Annotated in this window: 23 protein-coding genes and 1 tRNA gene; all 24 read right to left on the reverse strand. The window is 42.8% G+C overall.

Features of this window, described 5'->3' with window-relative positions; all coding sequences use genetic code 11:
• Positions 1-4: 4 nt before the first annotated feature.
• Positions 5-1,741, reverse strand: coding sequence for a C40 family peptidase (locus ACU68U_RS04510; RefSeq protein WP_002304377.1), 1,737 nt, complete (start codon positions 1,739-1,741; stop codon positions 5-7).
• Positions 1,742-1,744: 3 nt separating this feature from the next.
• Entirely contained in the window at positions 1,745-4,132 is a 2,388-nt protein-coding gene (locus tag ACU68U_RS04515) for a VirB4-like conjugal transfer ATPase, CD1110 family (RefSeq protein ID WP_002588967.1), read from the reverse strand.
• The gene (locus ACU68U_RS04520; RefSeq protein ID WP_002304375.1) at positions 4,092-4,526 is read right to left on the reverse strand and encodes a PrgI family protein; all 435 of its coding nucleotides are present in this window, start codon (positions 4,524-4,526) and stop codon (positions 4,092-4,094) included. The genes ACU68U_RS04515 and ACU68U_RS04520 overlap by 41 nt, the downstream gene beginning before the upstream one ends.
• Positions 4,527-4,543: 17 nt before the next feature.
• A complete protein-coding gene (locus ACU68U_RS04525) occupies positions 4,544-5,410 on the reverse strand; it encodes a VirB6/TrbL-like conjugal transfer protein, CD1112 family (protein WP_002304374.1) in 867 nt (288 codons plus the stop codon).
• Positions 5,411-5,435: 25 nt separating this feature from the next.
• On the reverse strand, positions 5,436-5,651 hold the full coding sequence (locus ACU68U_RS04530; protein WP_002576404.1) for a Maff2 family mobile element protein: 216 nt from the start codon (positions 5,649-5,651) through the stop codon (positions 5,436-5,438).
• An 83-nt stretch (positions 5,652-5,734) separates the two neighbouring features.
• The gene (locus tag ACU68U_RS04535) at positions 5,735-6,127 is read right to left on the reverse strand and encodes a helix-turn-helix domain-containing protein (RefSeq protein WP_002304334.1); all 393 of its coding nucleotides are present in this window, start codon (positions 6,125-6,127) and stop codon (positions 5,735-5,737) included.
• A gap of 5 nt (positions 6,128-6,132) precedes the next feature.
• The gene (locus ACU68U_RS04540) at positions 6,133-6,453 is read right to left on the reverse strand and encodes a hypothetical protein (RefSeq protein ID WP_002304332.1); all 321 of its coding nucleotides are present in this window, start codon (positions 6,451-6,453) and stop codon (positions 6,133-6,135) included.
• 12 nt (positions 6,454-6,465) lie between these two features.
• Entirely contained in the window at positions 6,466-8,217 is a 1,752-nt protein-coding gene (locus tag ACU68U_RS04545; RefSeq protein ID WP_002588968.1) for a VirD4-like conjugal transfer protein, CD1115 family, read from the reverse strand.
• Positions 8,217-8,699, reverse strand: coding sequence for a PcfB family protein (locus ACU68U_RS04550; protein ID WP_002304320.1), 483 nt, complete (start codon positions 8,697-8,699; stop codon positions 8,217-8,219). The genes ACU68U_RS04545 and ACU68U_RS04550 overlap by 1 nt, the downstream gene beginning before the upstream one ends.
• 36 nt (positions 8,700-8,735) lie before the next feature.
• Entirely contained in the window at positions 8,736-9,047 is a 312-nt protein-coding gene (locus ACU68U_RS04555) for a DUF5720 family protein (RefSeq protein WP_002304317.1), read from the reverse strand.
• Positions 9,048-9,057: 10 nt separating this feature from the next.
• Entirely contained in the window at positions 9,058-9,699 is a 642-nt protein-coding gene (locus tag ACU68U_RS04560; RefSeq protein WP_002588969.1) for a DUF3846 domain-containing protein, read from the reverse strand.
• A 54-nt stretch (positions 9,700-9,753) separates the two neighbouring features.
• On the reverse strand, positions 9,754-10,281 hold the full coding sequence (locus ACU68U_RS04565; RefSeq protein WP_002304315.1) for a hypothetical protein: 528 nt from the start codon (positions 10,279-10,281) through the stop codon (positions 9,754-9,756).
• Positions 10,282-10,289: 8 nt separating this feature from the next.
• Complete coding sequence (locus tag ACU68U_RS04570) at positions 10,290-11,216, reverse strand: ParB/RepB/Spo0J family partition protein (protein ID WP_002304314.1); 927 nt, start codon at positions 11,214-11,216, stop codon at positions 10,290-10,292.
• On the reverse strand, positions 11,173-12,000 hold the full coding sequence (locus ACU68U_RS04575; protein WP_002304313.1) for a ParA family protein: 828 nt from the start codon (positions 11,998-12,000) through the stop codon (positions 11,173-11,175). The genes ACU68U_RS04570 and ACU68U_RS04575 overlap by 44 nt, the downstream gene beginning before the upstream one ends.
• A gap of 6 nt (positions 12,001-12,006) precedes the next feature.
• Entirely contained in the window at positions 12,007-12,936 is a 930-nt protein-coding gene (locus tag ACU68U_RS04580; protein ID WP_002304312.1) for a DUF6017 domain-containing protein, read from the reverse strand.
• A gap of 769 nt (positions 12,937-13,705) precedes the next feature.
• Positions 13,706-13,782, reverse strand: a tRNA-Arg gene (locus ACU68U_RS04585).
• 148 nt (positions 13,783-13,930) lie between these two features.
• Entirely contained in the window at positions 13,931-15,115 is a 1,185-nt protein-coding gene (locus tag ACU68U_RS04590) for a D-alanyl-D-alanine carboxypeptidase family protein (protein WP_446762822.1), read from the reverse strand.
• An 8-nt stretch (positions 15,116-15,123) separates the two neighbouring features.
• Entirely contained in the window at positions 15,124-16,260 is a 1,137-nt protein-coding gene (locus tag ACU68U_RS04595) for a glycosyltransferase (RefSeq protein ID WP_446762823.1), read from the reverse strand.
• Between the two features lie 27 nt (positions 16,261-16,287).
• On the reverse strand, positions 16,288-17,553 hold the full coding sequence (gene serS, locus ACU68U_RS04600; protein ID WP_446762824.1) for a serine--tRNA ligase: 1,266 nt from the start codon (positions 17,551-17,553) through the stop codon (positions 16,288-16,290).
• A 637-nt stretch (positions 17,554-18,190) separates the two neighbouring features.
• Positions 18,191-18,373, reverse strand: a complete 183-nt coding sequence (locus ACU68U_RS04605; RefSeq protein WP_094203197.1) for a hypothetical protein — start codon at positions 18,371-18,373, stop codon at positions 18,191-18,193.
• 12 nt (positions 18,374-18,385) lie between these two features.
• Positions 18,386-18,613: a hypothetical protein gene (locus ACU68U_RS04610; RefSeq protein ID WP_225560045.1), complete on the reverse strand. Its 228-nt coding sequence runs from the start codon at positions 18,611-18,613 to the stop codon at positions 18,386-18,388.
• 57 nt (positions 18,614-18,670) lie between these two features.
• Positions 18,671-19,375, reverse strand: coding sequence for a hypothetical protein (locus ACU68U_RS04615; RefSeq protein WP_446762825.1), 705 nt, complete (start codon positions 19,373-19,375; stop codon positions 18,671-18,673).
• Positions 19,376-19,439: 64 nt separating this feature from the next.
• Complete coding sequence (locus tag ACU68U_RS04620; protein ID WP_316512163.1) at positions 19,440-20,126, reverse strand: radical SAM protein; 687 nt, start codon at positions 20,124-20,126, stop codon at positions 19,440-19,442.
• Entirely contained in the window at positions 20,110-20,652 is a 543-nt protein-coding gene (locus ACU68U_RS04625) for an ECF transporter S component (protein ID WP_446762826.1), read from the reverse strand. The genes ACU68U_RS04620 and ACU68U_RS04625 overlap by 17 nt, the downstream gene beginning before the upstream one ends.
• Between the last annotated feature and the right edge of the window lie 7 nt (positions 20,653-20,659).

A 20,659-nucleotide genomic window follows, 5' to 3' on the forward strand; every position in this document is an offset into this window, starting at 1 on the left:
TCCTTTAGTTTCTGATTCTGCCGAAGCAGTAAAAATGCTGTTGCCAGTAATTCGATTCGATAGAAGCGTAGGAAATGGGGTTTCCGCAGTGGATCATCATACCATTGCCAACATAGATACCAACGTGTGATGCACCGGAGGTATCATAAGTGCCTTGGAAGAAAATCAAATCTCCCGGTTTGGCAGAGCTTTTCGGGATAATGTCGCATACGCCCATCAAACCGTTTGCGGTCAAACGACCAACACTCCAACCGTTTCCGCAGTGATTGATTACATAGGAAACAAATCCGGAGCAGTCAAAGGAGGTAGACGGGCTGCTGCCGCCCCACACATACGGGTATCCCAGATATTTTTCAGCTTCCCGAATCATATTGGCAAATCTTGTGTCTGTCAGCGCTTCGCCCGGAATATCATAATCGGTGTACTCGCCGCCAGGGGTGGCGTAAATGTCATTTCCGAAAATATCCGGTCTGTTGCCCCTTGTCTGAAGCAAAATTCTATATCGCTCCATATCATCTTCCGACAAGCCGGAATTTGAAATCACACTGTTCAAGCCCTTATTTCTGAGCTTCACATTCAGAATATAATATTCGTAATCTTCTTCCTCTGTTGTTGTCTCTCCCGTTTCGGGATCAGTAGAAGATGTTGTTCGTGTACGAATCTCTACTACTTCCGTCAGGGTCAGCTCATATTGTTGCTCAAATAGCCATTGCAGGGTAGCCTGCACCTCATCTCTGGTGTAATCCTCAAACTTCACCGTCAAATACGCCGCCAGCTCATAAGGATTGTGGTTGATTTCATCAAGGTCATACCGGTACTCGTCATATCCGCTATGAGTACGCTCGATATTATTGATTTTATTGCGGAGCGCAGCTTCCAAAGCCTTGTAATCATTGTCCGCACCAATAATATCTTCCTCTTTTGCAGTAAAAGAAGTTCCCAGAATGATCTGTGTGCCGCCTTGGAACATAGCCGAACAAGACGAGAACATCCCTGAGAGTATCATAAAAAGCAGTCCGGCAATCAAAACAAACAGAATCGTTTTAGAGTGTGTGGTGCAGAACTCCGTTACTCTTTCTGTGATGTTCTTGGCTCCCTGAGCTGCTTTGCCCGTTGCCTTGCCTGCACCCTTAGATGCAGAAGCCGTTGTCGAAGCGGTATTCTTACCGGCTTTGGCGGCAGCATATTCTTTCTTGATTGCCCTTTTCTGTTGCCAACGGGAAAAGGGATTGGAACCGGCATCGGGGTTGTCCTTTTTGAACTTCTCATACAGGGCATTTACATTTGCTTTATCTGACTTCTCAACCAGCTTTTCCGCCTTGTCGTAGGCTTTCAGCTTGTGACTGTAAACGGCATGATCGACGGTATAGACAGTGGATTCAACAGCCTTGGTCGTTTCCTGCACAGCCTGAACGCCGATATTATCATCCTCATATTCTGACACCGCCCGATGTGCTTTGGATGTGAGCGTGACTGCGGCACCACGGCTTGCCATGTGCTTTGCCACAGATGGGCGCTCGATTTCCGTAAACTCCGCTTTTTCAAAACGGAGCTTTGCTTTACGGGAACCGGCTGCATCTGTTTCCAGCTTTAGCTTCGGCTTTGCCTTTTTAGAAGCCAATTTGTCTGCCGCTTTTTCAGCCCTATCAACCGCCTTATCTGCACGGTCGGCAGCTTTCTTCACATGAGAATCTGCAAGGTCATCTTCGGTAAAACGGAGTCGTGTAGGTCTTTTCGCCATACATTACGCCTCCTTTTCCTGTGCCACCTCGTTTAACTTCGTGGTCATAATGCGATACAGTTCCAGATCTGTCGGGAATCGGTCAATGAACGGCAGAATCACATTGCCATAGAACAGAAGTCCTTCGCCCTCACCGGAGTTGGTTACATAGGACAGCTGATGCGGCGAAATGTTCAACCGCTGTGCCAGAATACTTCGGTCATCGCTTGCCTGATTCAGCATATAGATGAAATCAGAGTTTTCGAGGATGTTGGCAATCTCCGGGGAACGAAGCAGGTCTTTGACATTCTGAGTAATACCGGTCGGCAAGCCGCCCCATTTACGGAATCGCTTCCAGATTTCTACGGAATAGGTTGCCGTCTGTTCTTCCTTCAGAAGCAGATGGAACTCGTCAATATAATATCTGGTCGATTTACCGGCAGAACGGTTGGCAGTTACACGCCCCCAGACCTGATCCTGAACGATCAGCATACCGATTTTTTTCAGCTGATTGCCCAGCTCCTTAATGTCGAAGCACACCAGACGATTCTGAATATCCACATTGGTTCTGTTGTTAAACAGTTTCAGAGAACCCTTAACATAGATTTCCAAGGCGGTCGCTACATGGTGGGCTTCCTTTTCGTCCTGTTTCAGAAGGGCATCATACAAATCCTCAAGGATCGGCATATTCTCAGGGGCAGGATTGTCGAAATATCTCTGGTAAATCTGATGCACACAACGGTCGATAACCGTCTTTTCGATAGGCTGCAAGCCATCCTTACTGCCCATAATCAACTCACAGAGGGACAGGATAAAATCAGCTTTCAGTGCTACCGGGTTGTCATCCTCAGAGTAGTTCAGGTTGATGTCCATAGGGTTGATATAGTTGGTACTGGAGGAGCTGATTTTTACCACCTGACCATTGAACTTGTGAACCAGAGCCGCATATTCCGCTTCGGGGTCGCAGATGATAATATCGTCATCCGTAACCAGGAACGCATTGGTGATTTCACGCTTTGCGGAAAAGGATTTACCGGAACCGGGAGTACCCAGAATCAGTCCGTTGGGGTTCTTGAGCTTCTTTCTGTCCACCATGATAAGGTTGTTCGACAGAGCATTCAGCCCGTAATAGAGCGTTTCTCCACCATTCTGGAACAGCTCCTGCGTGGTGAAAGGCACAAAAATAGCCGTGGAACTGGTAGTCAGGCCACGACGAATCTCAATCAGGTTTTGTGCCAAAGGCAGGCTGCTCATCAGTCCGGATTCCTGCTGAAAATCCAAACGACGCAGATTGCAGTTATGCTTCTGGGCGATGCTCTGTGCCTGGAACACATTGTTCTCCAGTTCCTGCTCGGTGCGCCCGGTGTTCAGCACCAGAAATGTCACCATGAACATTCGCTCATTCTGGCTCTGCAATTCTTTCAGAAGTGACTTCGCATCTTTACCATAGGTAGCAAGGTCAGATGGGATAATGTCCATGTCATAGCCAGAACGCACAGCCTTTTTCTGTTCCTCGATTTTGGAACGGTCAAGCTCGGTGATGATTCTCTTGATGGTCTTAATCGCCGCAGTCTGGTCAACCGACTGGATGTGCATGGTCACGATCTGCGTGGATTCCATATCCAGAAAATCCGCCAGCATACGATCAGACAGGTCTGATGCCGTAATTGCCAGATAAGACATCGAACCGAAGATACTGCCCATCTGGAAGGTGCGGTTGGTCTTAAAGGCAAACGCCGTCGGAGCAATGAAGTCCTTTACGGACAGCCCGGATTCCACAAGATACTTCCAATCGAAGAAGAACTTATCATTATCACCCATGTGGAACATAGAGTGCATCAGATGCAGCCGCTCTTTGCCGTTCATGGTAGTGGCAATGACACCCAAACGCCGAAAGTTATTGAGCAGATCGTTTTCGATATGGTTGAGTCTCGGCTTTGCCTGCCGCATGGATTCGGCTTCAATGCCGAATGTCAGGTACTTGGTTTTGGTCAAGCCGTTGTTGCCCTGCGCCAACTGCTTTTTCAGCATCTGGCTATACTCGGCACGGACGGGATTGAAGCTGTCCTTCTTGAACGGGATACGGATACTCTTTTCAAAGCTTTCAGCATCGGTACTCAGGTTCATAAAGGAAAGCTCAAAGTGAATGGAGCTGTCAAAGAAATTCAGGAAACTGCACCACTCATCGAAGATGGCAGTCTTATCTTCCTGCTGTGCCAGCTGATAGTTGATGTCCTGAAACTGAATGGTCTTGGTGTAATAACTGTCAGTGACACGGCAGATGCCATCCGGGAACATTCTCTGAAAGGGAATGGACTGCTGTGCAGTCTGCGGAATACCGTTGTCCTTCTTTGCCCGTTCCACAACAGCTTTAATTTCTCGCTGCTGCTTCCGATTCAGATTTGCAGGCATTTTGATGTTTCTTGCCTGTGGCTTCTTTTTGAAAAACAATTCGTTCAACCTCCTTTTCCAGTTTGTACTGACGCATCAAAGCGTCATAATAGTTGTCCGTCTGATAAGGGCGAACCTTGGGACGAACGAATTTGGTCTGAATGAAGTGTTCTACAACCACTTCCAACGGCTGACTATCCTTTTCATACATTGCCAGAAAGAACAACGGTAACATGACGATCATCATGGACAGTGCTGCAAGGCTCACATTTCCGGTTGCTTTGACCAGAAAGAAAATCGGCACTCCGATGAGCGCCGCCGCACCAAAGCAAAGTAACTGCCGTTTCGTCAGATTGAAGAACACTTTTGTTTTTACCCTCGTCAGGTCACGAGGTACGGGAATATACGCTGCCAAACAATTTCCTCCTTCCCTTAGTGAGCGCTGAATACACCCTTCGCAAGCGAACCAGTCTTAAACAGGGTGAAGCACAAAAGGACGGTGTAGCCCATAACACCCCAGATAGAACCGATGATGTCATCACTGAATGCGATAGACTGAATCAGCACCGCATAAATGCCCACGCAGATCATAATCAGGAATCCCTGGAATCCGATTGCAAACAGCGAACGCAGATAATTCTGTCCGATATTGCTCTGTTCTCTGTTTCCAAAAGTGGAAAGCGGAATCGGGGCAAGGCTGACCATCAGATAAATTTCAATCATTCGACCGTAGACGATCACAAAGATGATGATTGCCAAAGCGGACATCGTGACCTGCACGATAAAGGATTGCAGGAACAAGCCGAGCAAAGGACCCAAATCCATTGCCATCAGCGTTTCTTCCATTGTTTCCAATGCCGAAGCATCTATGGCAGTATTTCCGGATATGATACCGGCGCTTGCGTTTATAACGTGCTGTGTCACATCAAACACAGCCATCGTGATATTGAATGTGTTTGTGATTAACATGACCGCAACAAAAGTCTTGAACACCCATTTGAAGAAGATCCAGGTTTCAAAATTTGCCAGATTGTTGTGGTCAATAATCATCTGAATTAGCTCATAACAGGCAATGAAGGTCAGAATCAAGCCTGCGATTGGGATAATCACTGACTCGGAGATGTTTCGTACCATGGCAAAGACACCCGGCGAAAAATTCGCCGGGGTCATGCCAACGGAGGTTGCTATCTCGCCAACCTGGTTGTTGACGGACTCAAACATCCCCGACAGATTTCCCATAATAGCTGAAACGAGCATTTCTTTCAGCCAGTCTGTGATCTGTTGGAGTATGCTGTCCAAAGGCGATTACCTCCTTGTTTTGTGATTAACCGAACAGTCCGGAGAGCAGAGGTACAAGGGTGGTGCCGATGAGGGCAACACCGCCGCCAGCCATGAGCTGCTTCATGCCCTGGGACTTTGCGCCGGGGTTATCGTTGCCGTAGCCCTCAAGCAGATTGATTGCACCCCAGATGCCAAGACCTGCGCCCAGAGCGATAACGAGAGTCTGAAGAACGGTTACTGCGCTATTGAAAAATGCCATAATATTTTCCTCCTAAAATTTGAAATTGTTTTGAGAATAGAAAAAGCCCTCCGTACTACCGGCATCAAAACCGGACGGAAGGCTTAGTTTACGAGAATCTTTTCAAGGAACTCCTCGACGGTTATCACGCCAAGTTTCTGTTCCATTCTGCTTCTTGCATATTCAGTTTCACAATCATATATATCACCACCACCTTTCATAAGAAACAGCCAATACATTGACTGCAACAAATCTTCACGAGAAGCACAGATTGTCGGTGAAAAAACGACAGGTGAAACCTTCAGAACCTCTGCGAGTTTCGCTGTGGTTTCTGCATTAGGGGTTCGAGCGTTTTTCTCATACTGAGCAATACGGACATCCGCTGTTTTCTCGGAATACCCCATCAGGAGTCCAAGCTCTTTCTGGGTAAGGCGGCGAAATCGTCTAACGAACTTCAATCGCTGCCCAATAGAGGTATCCGTGATCCACCAAGTCATTTTTTTTACACCTCGCTTTCTGCAAATTCTCGATATACAACCTCATTTTTTGCTCTGCGCTTGCCTACGGCTTCACTGGGAGCAAGGTCAGGGTAGGTTGCCTGCACTTTCTGTCTGCTTCTGCGGACAGTTTCAAACCCCGGAAAGCTGCGTCTATCCAGTTCCTTCAAAAACACAGGAACCGTCATGGCATGAATGTCGATGCCACGCAGACCGGAATAGTGTTCCAGTACCATCAGGTACAAATGATTGTCGGTATTTCTTGCCTTGTGGTCGTGTTCCAAGATGTTCTTAACCAGGGCAGATACCGTTTTCAGATTTTCCAAACAGAAACCTCCTTAATCCGCATCGACTACCACAAACTCATCACCTGCCTTGAGCTTCAACCTTCGACTCAGAAACTGCTCAATGTTGAACTCATTTCTCTTATCAAAGTCTGATGTGTACTTATAATTGGGGTGCTGCGTCAGATCGTACTTGTCAGAAAGAAACGGTCTGACACCACGCAACTGCAAAATACACTTGCTGCCATCCAGAACCGCAAGCTCATCTACGCTCGCAAGGTCTTTGCCTAACTTCTGATAATTCAAGCCGTAAGACGGGCTGTTACCTCTGGTGTTGGAGGTGTTGTAGGTGTCGATAGTTTCTTTTCCCAATGCCTGATTCAGTTCTTTGAGCGTGGTTGGCTCAGAACCACCCAGGAAAATTCGGGAATCCATGTTGCCGATGATGGTATCGGCATTGTCTTTATAAATGGCTTTCAGCTGTGATTGTGCCTGGAGAACAAGGCAAGCCGATATTTCACGGCTTCGGATTGTCGCTACCAGTTTTTCCAGATTGGGAATCTGACCGATGTTTGCCATCTCATCAATCAAGCAGCGCACATGAACCGGCAGTCTGCCGCCGTACACATCATCTGCTTTCTCGCACAACAAGTTGAACAGCTGTGTGTAAATCATGGAGATCAAAAAATTAAACGTCGCATCCGTATCTGACATAATCAGAAAGAGCGCCGTTTTCTTATCTCCGAGAGTATCCAACTGCAACTCGTCATAGGCAGTCACATCTCTGACCTCCTGAATATCAAAAGGAGCCAGACGAGCGCCGCAGGAAATCAAAATCGACTTAGCGGTCTTGCCGGCAGCCAGCTTGTATTTTTTATACTGACGGACTGCAAAGTGATTCGGCTTTTTCTTTTCCAGGGCTTCAAACATCAGATCCACCGGGTTCTGGAACTCCTCATCATCTTCCCGCACCTCCATTGCGTTCAGGAACTCAATCAGGGTGGAGAAATTCTGTTCCTCAACCGGAGCTTCATAGTGGATATATCCGATCAAGGCACAGTAGAGCAGCGTTTCCGCCTTCGTCCAGAACTCATCACCGGCTTTTCCATCACCCTTTGTGTTGGCAATCAGCGTTGTCACCAGTTTCAGAATGTCTTTTTCTGAATGGATATAGGCAAATGGGTTATAGTGCATCGACTTCTGAAAGTTGATGGTGTTGAAAATCTTGATGGTGTAGCCATGCTTCAAAAGGGCGTTGCCGCACTCAATCACGATGCTGCCTTTCGGGTCAGTGACCACATAGGAACTGTGCATCTGGAGAAGGTTTGGCTTCAACCAAAAGCGAGTTTTACCGGAACCCGAACCGCCGATAATCAGAACATTCTTATTTCGGGCATTGGCAGGATTCTTCGGGCGATTGCTCATCATCAGCCGCTCCGTTTTCGTCAGGATCACATTGTCCTCGAACTTTGGTGCAATAAACGGCTCAATATCTTTTGCCGTTCCCCAACGAGCAGAACCGTACTCAACATTGTGTCGGTACTTCTTTGCGTTTTTGCCTTTTAGATAGACAGCCAGCCGAAGTCCTGCGCCGCAGAGAATACCAATCAGCAAATCCAACGGGTGAAAGCTGGGAAACGGATTGTTCAGGGCTATCGGAAGGGCATGAAAAAAGCTGAGGATTTTCGCAGATGAATCTGCCCCCTCAGCCAATCTCCATGCTTCTCCTAAATTCGTAGCGAACAACCCTACCAGAAAATACGGTAAATTCAGAATCAGGAGCTTTTTCATTTTTCTCTTATCCATCACAGATCACGCTCCTGTTTCTTCTCTCGAACCTTCTTCGGAATCGCTGCGACAATTTCCTTGAACTTCTTCAGCTGCGCCAGAACGCTCGGCTTTTCATTCTTGGTTAATGCCCTTGCCTGATGTTCCTTGCAGATTGCATCCAAAGCATCTGCATCTTTAGAACGGACAAAAACAAGAAACCGGGGAGGATCAACGGACTTATCTTTTCTTACGGCAAAGTCCACGCCATACTTCTTGGCGAGCTTTTCAAAATCACGGATACTCTCTTTGTCGATCTCAACATTCGTAGCACCCTGATTCTGTCCCAAAAGCTGTTTCACGGATTGCTTTCCATGAACGGCAGGGTCTCGTGCCTTTTTCATCTTCACTTTTTCCCGGTGCTGCAAATACTTGCGGATACCGGCAATGATAGTGCGCCCCGTCAGCTTGGTTGTGCTGATCGCCAGGTTTACTGTTCTGTTTTCAACTTCTTCCTGCATGATTCATCACCTCCTGCAAGCAGTAGAGTGAACAGATTATCGTGCCATATCTCTGTGGTCGTAATACAGATTGCCCTTGGCAACTGCGGCATGGCTGATAATCTTGATATTGCCAGCTTTCTGGTTATCCAGAGCCTTCTGATAACCCACATCGCTCAAATACAGGCGATTTCTTTCGCCTTTCCAACCGACAGGCGATTCATCGGTCAGCACATCGAAAATAATCATGTGCTTGGTGGCGTCATCAAATCGTGCCAAGTCCATATAGGTATGTCCCTGGTACTCCTTGGCACCATCCTGAATCCGCTTTCGCTCCATCAGCTCTCCAATCGTCGAATTTCTTTGCATAAGAACCTCCTTACAGAACATCTCGGTCAGGGTTACTTTTGTGGGGAACCGAATCAGCTTTGACAGGTGCATCTTCTTTCTTCACCATGTCATCCGGCAGGGGAAGCGCCATAATGCTGCGCCCCATGCGTACAAAAGTCTCAGGCTGATGAAAGTGTTCCTCAAACTGCTTCATCAGTTCCGGGGACAGAGAACAAAAATCATCCTCGCCCAATCCCACAACCAGAAAATCACCGGCGATAATGTCATAAATATCGCCGTCATCATCACGCAGCGCACGGTTCAGTTCTTTGCCTACGAGTTTACCTTCGTCGTGCATCACCAGTGCAACCGGCTCATTGAACGGATAAGTTGCCTCAATATCGCCACCTACGGCTTTCTGCAAATCCTCCAGCTCACAGCCGATCTGCACAGCCTGCGGATACATGAACGGCTTTACCAGCAACACATTCATGGTATCTGCCTGTTCTTTCTGAACCTCCCGTTCCTCGGTCGTGCCGAACGCAACACCGGTAAAGTTTTCGGAGTCCAGAATGTACTCCGAATTGTAATAAGCGGCTCTAACCTGTTCCTCTGCCGCATCGTGAGATTCTGCTTGCACCGTAACCGTTTTCTCCAAGGTTTCGGTGATCTTCACATCGTATTCTTTCAAGTTTCGATACCTCCGTTTCTTTGGAAATAAGAAAAGCGACCATCCATGAACCTGTTACAGTTCATAAATAGTCGCATCCACATCGGCTAAAAGCTCGAACAAGCAAATATCGTCCAGTTCGCAAATCAGGGAACCCATGTCGAAGAAAATATCGTCCTCGCATTCCACCGTAGTAACCACGCTGCGGTGTTCGTTAAGACAAATGGCTTCTTCCTTGTCCATCGTGATCGTAGACATACAGGACACCACATAGAATGTCATATCTTCTGCTAACCACAGCTCCTTGCTCTGAATCGTGCGAACTTTTTCATCGCCGCTCATATCTTCTACATAGGACAGAAGCCGCACGGCTCTGCTGTTCAGAAGTACCTTTCCCTGATAGTCGATACCCTCACCAGCAGAGGACAATACTCGATACTCGCTAATCATCTCGGCATTTTTCTGAAACGACTTTGCCAGAAGCGCAGGAGAAATATCATCGAACTCCTCACTGTAGTTTACGAGCATATCTACCATATAATCAGGATCGCAAAGGTCGTAGAGTTCTTCCAAAGCGCCCTGAATGTTTTTGGGTGTAAACATTTTTTACCTTACCTTTCCATTGATTTTTCTCTTTTTTTCTGCCATTGCTCCAAAAGCTGAATGATTTTATCCTCCATCTGCTTGTTGGTATAGGACTTCGGGAAGTATTTTCGCAACGAATCCGTTTTGAAGGTTACTCTGTCCAGCTCTCCCTTCTTGATTTCATTCATAATCTCGCACATCGCATCCAGCGTACACTCGCCCTCCTGTGCGAGCTTTTTAATTCGCTGTGCTTGCGAAAGGGAAGGAGCTGCTTGAGCATAATCCATTGCAGAAAGAAAATCCTTCTGTTCTTCACTTGCCAGATAGGAAAGCTCCACCGCAGGATTGAATTTGATCTGACCCGTATCTACCATATCCAGCAGTTCCGGAATCAGTTCGGTCAGACGGATATAACGGTGTACCTGATTTCTGCTTTCTCCTGCCTCCTGACCGACTATATCCATTGCCTGCAACTTCATCCCAACTTGGGATGAAGTTAAATCGGTGCGTTGACCTTGATGTTTAATCGCATCCAGCTTCATCTTATAAGCAAATGCTCTTTCACTCGGCAGGATACTCTCCCTCTGCAAATTCGCATCAACCATCAAAATAATGGCTGCATCATCGTCCAGGTCACGAACAATCGCAGGCATGGTTTCCTTACCCGCAAGCTCCGATGCCCGGTGCCGCCTGTGACCAGAAACGATTTCATAACCACCGTCGGGGTCAGGACGGACAATCGCAGGAGTGAGAACTCCGAAATCTCGGACGCTCTCTGCCGTTTTCATCATTTCTTCATCATCAACCACACGGAAGGGGTGTCCCTCAAAGGGGTGTAGCTCAGAAAGCGGAATTTCCTGCACACGCTCCTGCTGGGCTTCAGCTCTGGATTGATCGGTGGAGAAAATATCATCGTACCCCTTCAAGCTGATGTTTGCGCCTTTTTTCTGCATTGTTTAACACCTCCTTCGTCAGAATTTTATAGGCTTCGGCAACTTTGCCTTTGGGATCATGCTTGAAGATACTGGTTCCCTCTGCGCTGATTTCCTCTGCACGGACAGAGCGGGGAATGTCGGTCTTGTAAACCTTCAGCTTTCCGCCGTAGCTCTCCCGAATCAGATTGCTGATGTCTTTGGAGTAGTTGGTGCGGCTGTCCACCATCGTCAGAAGAATCCCTTCAATCCTCAGTTTCGGGTTGATTTGCCTCTTGACCTTGTTGATGGTTCCAAGCAGCTGTTCCAGACCCTTTGCAGGAAGGTATGCTGCCTGAACCGGTATCAGCACATTGTCGGCAGCTGCCAACGCATTGACGGTCAGCATACCCAAAGACGGCATACAGTCAAGAAGAATGTAATCATAATTCTGTTTGACTGTATCCAGGTATTGCCGGAGAATGGTTTCCCGGCTCATGGCATTGACCAGTGCTACCTCCATACCTGAGAGTTCGATGTTGGACGGCACCAAATCAACGCCCTCCGGATGATGAAGAATCCCTTCATCGGGAGTAATAGGGTTTTCCATCATAATCTTTCCCATCAGATCGGAAAGTGTCGGAGACAGATCATCCGGGCAGGGATTGCCCAAACTGACCGTCAGGGAAGCCTGGGGATCGGTGTCTACCAGAAGCACCTTTTTTCCTTCAAGAGCCAAGCCAACGCCCAGATTCTCGGTGGTGGTGGTCTTTCCAGTGCCTCCTTTCTGATTGACCACCGCAATGATGGTTGCTTTTTTCGACATTTATCGTCACTCTCCTTCCTCTCGCTTCATTTTCAATTTCTTAAATCCTCCTTCCAAATATCCGTGTGACATATCGTGCCGAACAAGAGCATCGTAGTAGGTGTCTATTGTCGTCGGCGCATTGTATATCGTAGTCAGCATATACTGACGGATATTTCTAATCTTTGTGGTGTTCTCCTTGAAGCAGTCCATAACATATCGAATGTGTTCGGCATTCAGTTTCATAAACCGACTGCGGACAATTTCTGCCGGACGCTCCTCTGCACCAATGCGAATCAACGGTCGCTTCGTGCAAACTGTTTCAACGATCAACTCCAGAATGTTATCCAGCATTTCGGAATCGTAAGGGTAATCCTTCTTCAACAAATCCATACTAAGCTGATCCGAGAAATAATCAAAGTATTCTTGATACCGGTCATTCTCGTCCATCATTCCACCATTTCCGGAAGGAAAGATAGAATCAGTATCACTAAATTCAGTATTTTTAATATCAGTATTATTACATTGTGATTTCGGAAGTTCTTGAGTTGTGATTTCCATTGTTCCAGAATTGTGATTTTCACAATTCAAGAGTTGTGAATCCACAGCAGAGATAAAGTTCTTCACATAGATCAGGTTGGGCTTTCCCAAACCCTGGCGCTTACGTTCAATCAATCCTGCTTTCTTCTCAAGTTCACTGAGCAGCTTGATAGCCTTTTGTTCAGCACAGTTCAGAGCCATCTTCGCTTCGTCGATTGTAAAAATGATATACACTCTACCGTTTTTATCTATCCAACCATTCTTGGCAGACAGGCTCATGCGGTCAAGCAAAATGCCATACAGCATCTTGGCATCGGCAGAAATATTCCAGAACCTCTCGTTCGTGAACAACACCTTCGGAACTCGATAGAATGTGAATAGATCGGATTGCTGACCGTAAAAATAATCAAAACTCACACGGCTTCACCACCTTCTTTCTGCGGAAAACTTTCTGTTGTCAGCGGAATGCTGCGGAAAGTCGTATCCGTCTTTTCGTAAGGACATCGGGCAAAATAGTAGAAGCGGTATTCCTGTTCATACACATCCATATCAACGAAGCCCCACTTCACGCATAACCTTCTTCGTACACCAACCAATGCACGGGTGATCTCGCCCATAGGGACAGCCATCACATTCCGACTTGGGTTTCGGCGGCAAAGAGATTAAGTAGTAGCAATTATTTCTACCCAGACGGCAGCCCTTTCTGCCATTCGTCCAGAAGTAGCAGTAATGACAGTCGCTCGGCTTGTCTGCGGTATAAACAGGCTTGCTCAAATAAAACACCTCCAATCTCTTGTATTTGCCCATGGGTTTGGGCATAAAAAAAGAGCGCCTATCCATCCCCAATGCGGGGCAAATAGACGCTCTATGTACATAACGATATTTAATTTTATCTGCTATAACTGCATGGTATTCAAAACATCCGCCTTTTTTGATTAGCTGGATTTTTGGCACGATTTTGGGGCTGATTAGCAGGAAGGGCATTTTCATTAGCAAGAACAGCCCGTTTTCTGCTAAAAATTAGCTGGCGATTTTGTCTTATAACAACCGTTCGATTCTGGAGGGGTTGTCAAAAATCAAATTTTGGAGTAGAATTTTATCTCATACAGTGAAAGAGCTTTTTCGTAGCTTTTTATATAAGAAAAGCCGAAAACCCTTGAAAACAAAGGCTTTCGGCGTTGTTCACTGGCGTCCATAAGAGGATTTGAACCTCCGACCCCACGCTTAGGAGGCGTGTGCTCTATCCAGCTGAGCTATATGGACGTGTCTGATATATGATTATAGCCCGATCAAAGTCGAACTGCAATCCCTTATTTAGTTTTTTTTGAGGTGGCCGTTGTAACGCAACCTTAGGAGGGGGGTATTATATCCAGCTTAATTATGGGAGCACATAAAACCGACTCTAATCGGTTTATGATGCAAGAAGTGCTCCTAACAATTCGTAAGTGTATTTGGCGCTTCTTTTTATTCTAGTTAATGTGTCTGCTTTTTCGTAAGGTTTTTTGACAACGAGGCTTACTTCTCTTTTGTCGCCTTTTCCAGTATCGATTACAACTTTTCCTACGATTTGTCCTTTTTTCAAAGGAGCTTTCAAATCTTTTTTGATGTCGACTTTTTGTTGCAGACCAGTTTTTGTATTATACAAAATGGATACGTCTTCTGTCGGATAAATCTCAACGTTTTTGTCCACAACGCTGTTGACTGATTTTGTTTCGATTGGCTTTTCGCTGTTTAATATATTCATTGGTTCAAATGAATTTCTGACGTATTCCAGTATTATTTTTTGGTAAGTATTTCTGTCGTATTTTGTGGGAGCTCCCATCAAAACAGATACTATTTTGTTTTTAGGATCGTTTGGTTTCAAACTCATCGTAGTAATCAAACAGTATCCTGCTTTTTCAGTTGTTCCTGTTTTAAATCCGTCGACACCTTCTATTTTTCCTAAAAATGGAACTGTAGTCACGCCTTCGTATTTTCTAGTCGGCATTACAAGTTTTTGTGTTTTTGTGTAATTTAAAACTTGTGGGTAATTGTTTATTGTATATGTGGTTAATTTCGCCAAATCTTTTGCGCTCATCATGTTTTCCTTGTCGTTTTCAGGATAACCTGATGCAGAATAAAACTTCGCAGATTTCAATTCCAATTCGGCTGCTTTTTTGTTCATTCTTTCGACAAATTTTCCCACAGATCCTTCTGATTTCACAGCTAATTCGTCTGCGGCATCATTCCCACTGACTATCATCATTCCCCTTATCAAATCATTTACAGTTAATTCTTCGCCTTTTTTAAGTTGCATTGTGCTAGCTTCAGGCTTATTGTATTGTGTTTGGATTTTGATTTTATCGTCGAGTTTGTATTTGTTTGCGTTGATGTCTTCCATAACCAAAACATAAGTCATTATTTTAGTTAAGGATGCTATAGCAAAAGGCTTGTTTTCGTTGTAATTCAACAACTCTTGGGAATAATCCTGTTCAATTGTGTAATACGAGTTTACTTTGTCTTCAAATCCCAACTTCGAGTCCGCTTTAGATAATGCAGGTTGAAATACAATAGCAAGTATTAACATTAAGGGTATTATTTTTTTAATACTCTTCATTTCTCACCTCATCTTTTCGATATAACTTCTTCGTACACTTTTATTACATCATCTGTAATATTTTCTTCGGAATATACTTCTTTGATATCGTGTGATATTTTCTCTCTGTCGTATTTTTCAATATTGTCGTGCATATATCTTAACGCTTCGGCTAATTTCTCAACGTTAAATCTATCAACCAATATTCCATTTTCTTCATTTATTAAATGTTCTGGCCCACCGCATTTACTTGCGACCACAGGAAGACCTGCGGACAATGCCTCCAAATACGCCAACCCAAAAGTTTCTGAATACGAATACAAGCAAAACATATCCGCATTATTGTAGCCCTCAACGATTTTTTCTCTTTTTGTTAGTCCAGGAAGAAATACTTGGTCGGTCAAATTCAACTCTTCTACCATTTTAAGTAACGGTTTTCTCAAAAATCCATCCCCGTAAATCGTAAGCTTCACATGTTTATCGTTCGAAAAAGCTATGTTAAAAGCTTCGATCAATTCTTTCGGACCTTTTGTCGTGATTACATTTCCAGTGGAAACTATGTTGAAGATTTCTCCCCTTTTGAAATTCTCATTATTTTTGAAAATCGTAAGGTTTGGAATAATTGCAATTTCTGTAGAATCTTTTCCAAATTCTTCTTTTATTTTCTCTTTGAATTTGGGACTTACAGTTATAAGTCCGTCAGTTCTGTCGTAAGTTTCTTCGGCGATTCTTCTGTAAGAAGGTTTGATAGTATCTTGGTTTACAACGGAATTGCACTCAGTTAGTACGAATGGAATGTTCAACTCTTTTGCAAGTTTGGATGTATAATATCCCTGGTCTGTAAAATAAGTGTGAATTACATCCGGTCTTCCTTCGATTTGCTCCACTTTTTTGTAGAAATGTCTAAGTACCAAATAAGAAAAGTCATAAAGGCTTTTGAAGATATATCTTCCAATCGGAAAATGAAAGGAATACACTTTGACATTATCTTTTATAAAATATTCACTTTTATATTTGCGAAAACGTCTAAGTGATCTGAAATCAAGTGCAATCAACACAACTTCGACGCCTTTTTTGGCTAGTGCAATTGCCTGATCCAATTCAAATATTCCGTTCATTTTGTATTTATCCGTCGGATATCCTCTAGCGATTATATAAGCCTTCATTTCTTTTCCTATCTTAATTTTAGTTTACTAGTCTATTATATCAAATCCTGTGTATTTTTGTAGCACTTCAGGAATTTTTATACTTCCGTCAGCTTGTTGATAGTTTTCGATTACAGCTGCAAAGCAACGTCCAATAGCAAGTCCTGAACCGTTTAATGTGTGAACGTATTGTGGCTTATTATTTTCGTCACGATATCTAATATTTGCACGTCTTGCTTGGAAATCTTCAAAGTTAGAACAGCTTGAGATTTCAACGTATCTATTATAACTTGGCATCCACACTTCAATGTCGTAAGTCATTGCTGATGAGAATCCCAAATCCCCAGAACAAAGTCTAACAACTCTGTATGGAATTTCCAATAATTGCAAGATTTCTTCTGCGTTATTTGTAAGTTTTTCTAATTCGTCATAACTTGTAGAAGGTTCAACGAATTTTACCATTTCAACCTTTTCAAATTGGTGATTTCTAATCAAACCTCTTGTGTCACGTCCAGCACTTCCGGCTTCTCTTCTGAAACATTGAGTGAAAGCTGTGTAATAAATTGGCAAGCTTCCTTGTTCCAAAATTTCTCCTCCCAATAAATTAGTTACTGGGACTTCTGCAGTAGGAGCAAGATACATATCGTCTTTTTCGCAATAAAACATATCTTCTTTGAATTTTGGAATTTGACCTGTACCCATCATCGCACTTGGACTCATAAGCACTGGAGTATTCATTTCAGTGTAACCTTGCTTGTCAGTGTGAAGATCAACCATGAAATTCATCAAAGCTCTTTCAAGTCGTGCGCCTTTTCCTTTGAATACACTAAATCTTGATTTGGAAATCTTAGTTGCTCTTTCGAAATCCAAAATATCCAAATCAACACCCAAATCCCAGTGAGCTTTTATATCAAAATCAAATTTACGAGGTTCTCCCCATTTTCTCATTTCCAAGTTTTCAGTATCATCCAAACCAACCGGAACATCTTTGTTAGGAGTGTTTGGGATTTCCATCAAATATTCTCTGATTTCTTCGTCGATGTTTTTCAAATCATCATCCATAGATTTGATATCATCAGACAACTTCTTCAAGTTTTTGAAAAGTTCTGAAGTATCTTCTCCGTTTTTCTTCATTTGTGGAACTTGTTTAGAAAGCTTGTTTTGTTCCGCCTTCATTGATTCTACTTTTTGAATAACTTCACGTCTTTTTTCATCAGTATCCAAAAGTTTTTGAATAGGATATTCTCCTCTTCTTTTTTTAAGCGCCTCAACAATTTCTTCTGGATTGTTTCTAATTCTTTTAATATCTAACATAACTTTCTCCTTATAAAACAATAAAAAAACTCATACCAAGGGACGAAAATTACGTTTCCGCGACTGCCACCCTAATTAGCATAAGCTCTCTCAACTAATAACGCATAGAAGTTAGATTCATTATCTTCGTATACTTATTCTCACCACACATAAGCTCTCTGAATTACTCCAATAATTACTATTTCTTCATCAACTGCAATATTCAACTATATTAATGTATATTTTACCACAAACAATCTTGTTGTGTCAATGTATAGCATAATTACAACGTTTTTTAGATTTTTTTATACAGATTGGCATTTAATTTGCAAATTAGCATTTTGCACGAACATCTGACTACAAAAACAAAAAAATTCATCGCTTGTGAACCTAAAATCTCAAGCGCAGCTTCGCTTTGCGCGAGTGAGATTTTTGACGGTTCTCTTCGCTGGAATTTCTGATTGTTTTTTCCGTATGATGTTCTTAGCAAAAACGCTAATATGATTTAACGAATACAATAAATTTTCAAAAAAACACAAACGTACAAAATGCTAATCTGATCTGTAAGCTTTATTGAGTCTTAGCAACACCATTACTAACCTTCCAAGAAAACAAAAAACACCAAGCTCATCTCACAAGATTTGCCCAGTGTTATTAGTTAAATATCTTTGTCTGCATTTTGGAAAAATTTTGCTACATATCCTATTACAACTAAAACCAAGAATACTTTCATCAAGAATTTCAAAATACTAACAGTTATTCCCATAATTCCCATCAAAATATTCAAAGCCAAAATAGCCAAGAATATGTACAAAATGTATTTTAAATATTTGTTATCCATACTCCACTTCCTTTATACTTCTTCTTTTGCGAAAAATCTTCTGTAAATAAATCTAATTACCAACACTACTAATGCTATTTTAATGAAAACTTTTAAGAACGAATAAGCAACAGCTCCAATCGCTACCAAAATTCCTACAATTGCGCCGCCTAATCCCAATATCAAACCAAAAGTTCCCAAAATAGCTGCGAAAACTATTGATAGAATAACTATCAAAATAACAAATGCTAAAGTAATCATAAATGCCTCCCTTTGCTTTGTACAGTACCTTTTATTACATTATAGCACAATAATCCCTTATTCACAACAAGCATTAGGAGATAATTCAAAAGATTTTATAAAAAACTTACCACCTTTTTGTATCAGTTTAAGTTCCGATTTTATATCATCTTCCAAGATAATTTCCTTAGAATTGACTTTGCACACCACTGGCTCAAACGCCCATTCTTCATCATTTTCCATTACATAATACGAATTGTCATCCTTAGAATACACGACATTTTCTTTGTTTGTAACATCATCTGATGAAATATTTGCGTATTTCAATAAAACTGCATCCACCAAATTCTTGTCAACTTTCAAAATCTTAGCGTTTTCTCTTGTTTGTTTGAGTGCATTTGGATTTTGTTTTTTAAGTTCATCTATTTGGGATTTATCCTTTTCTGGATCCAGCGCTTTGCTTGGAAAATTCGCCACGAAATTTTTCAGCGTAATATCTTGTGGTGATGCGAAGCTCTCCCCGTAGAAAAATGTATCTAGAGAGTTTACAACCTCTTCGCCATTATAATCGTACGGCTTGTTGAAGTTCGCTGCGATTTTCTCTACATCTGATTTTTCCAATCGTCCGTCTTTTGAAATGTCCACACCCTTGAACCCATCGTTCAAATAATCTGCCACATACGCCTTTTTTTCTTCAGGCATTTCTGGCATTTTTTTCGAACAAGATGCAACAAATACGACACTCAAAACCACAAGTACGATTTTAAGTAATTTGTCCTTCATAACCCCTCCAATCTTATTAAACTTATTATATATTAAAACCCAACAAAAAAACACTGACGGAAGTTTAACCAACTCCCAAATCAGTGTTTTCAACTAACATCTCAACCTTTGGATGGTCTTTCAAATCGTAGTGATTTTCCAAAAACCACTTCACAAGCTCATCATCTCTTTTAATCGGCGTAGAATTATTTATAAAAATATTAATAGTAATCCATTTGAAATTCGAAAGGCCAATCTCAATGTCTTTTTCAATCATTTCCTTCGTTTGACCCTTGATTCCAACCATTAAACACGCAGAATCAAAATAATCGGACACATCTTTTACATCAGTGAATTTTGCATTTTTGTTTAAGACATTTTCTCTAAAATCGTAATCGAACGATTCAATTCCAGTCTTAAACAAAACCTCGCATCCGAAAAATTCCCTGATTTCGTGAAGTCTATTCTTGAAAATATAATGCGCTTCGAAAACCAAAGTATGAATGTTTTTTTCGTGAATTAAATTTCTGATGTCGATTTTCGTCTGTTCTGGAAGTTCGAACACATTTCCCGAATTAATACATTCCAAAACACCGAATTCTCCAGTCACATTTTGAAGAATCTCGCGATTTTCACGAACAGCATCATCTATATCCACCGTATTGTCTTCAATGTAATCGCAAAAAGTGCATTTTCCCCAAAAACATGGTCTGCCTTTTAAAAGCACAATTTCGCGTTTTAATTTTTCCTCAATCTTAGCGTATCGATTCAAGCTTAATCCTCTTAACAGCAGTCATCACGACACTAAATGAAATAAGTCTGTCCACAAATTCCATAAAATATTGGTTGATAAAAGATGCCGCAGCTGGATTTACTCCCTTGTTAATCATAAATCGTACGATAACATCACTTCCTGAGCTTGTAACCCCACCAAAAATATAACCTTGAATAATAGCACCCAAAATAGCGCCTGGAAGCACAGCCAATAAAAGTGCAGGAATAGTGTGCAATTTCTTGAAATATCCCTTTTCGTATAAAATACCAACCATAAACACCATAAGCATACCCGTAGGTGCAAATGGAAGTGCAAATGGATCGAAAAGAACTTGGTTCATAACAGACGATAAAAGCGCAGTCACAACACCGTATTTCCATCCAAATAACATACACACCAATAAAGATCCTATGTGATCCAATAACAAAGGAACCTTCGTACTAACAGCGATAAAAGCACCAAGGCAGTTGATTGCAATGCAAATCGCTATAGTAGTCAGCAATTTCGTATTCGTTTTTCTCAATAAAAAA

The organism is Finegoldia sp. P3-F-LR (assembly GCF_052932165.1).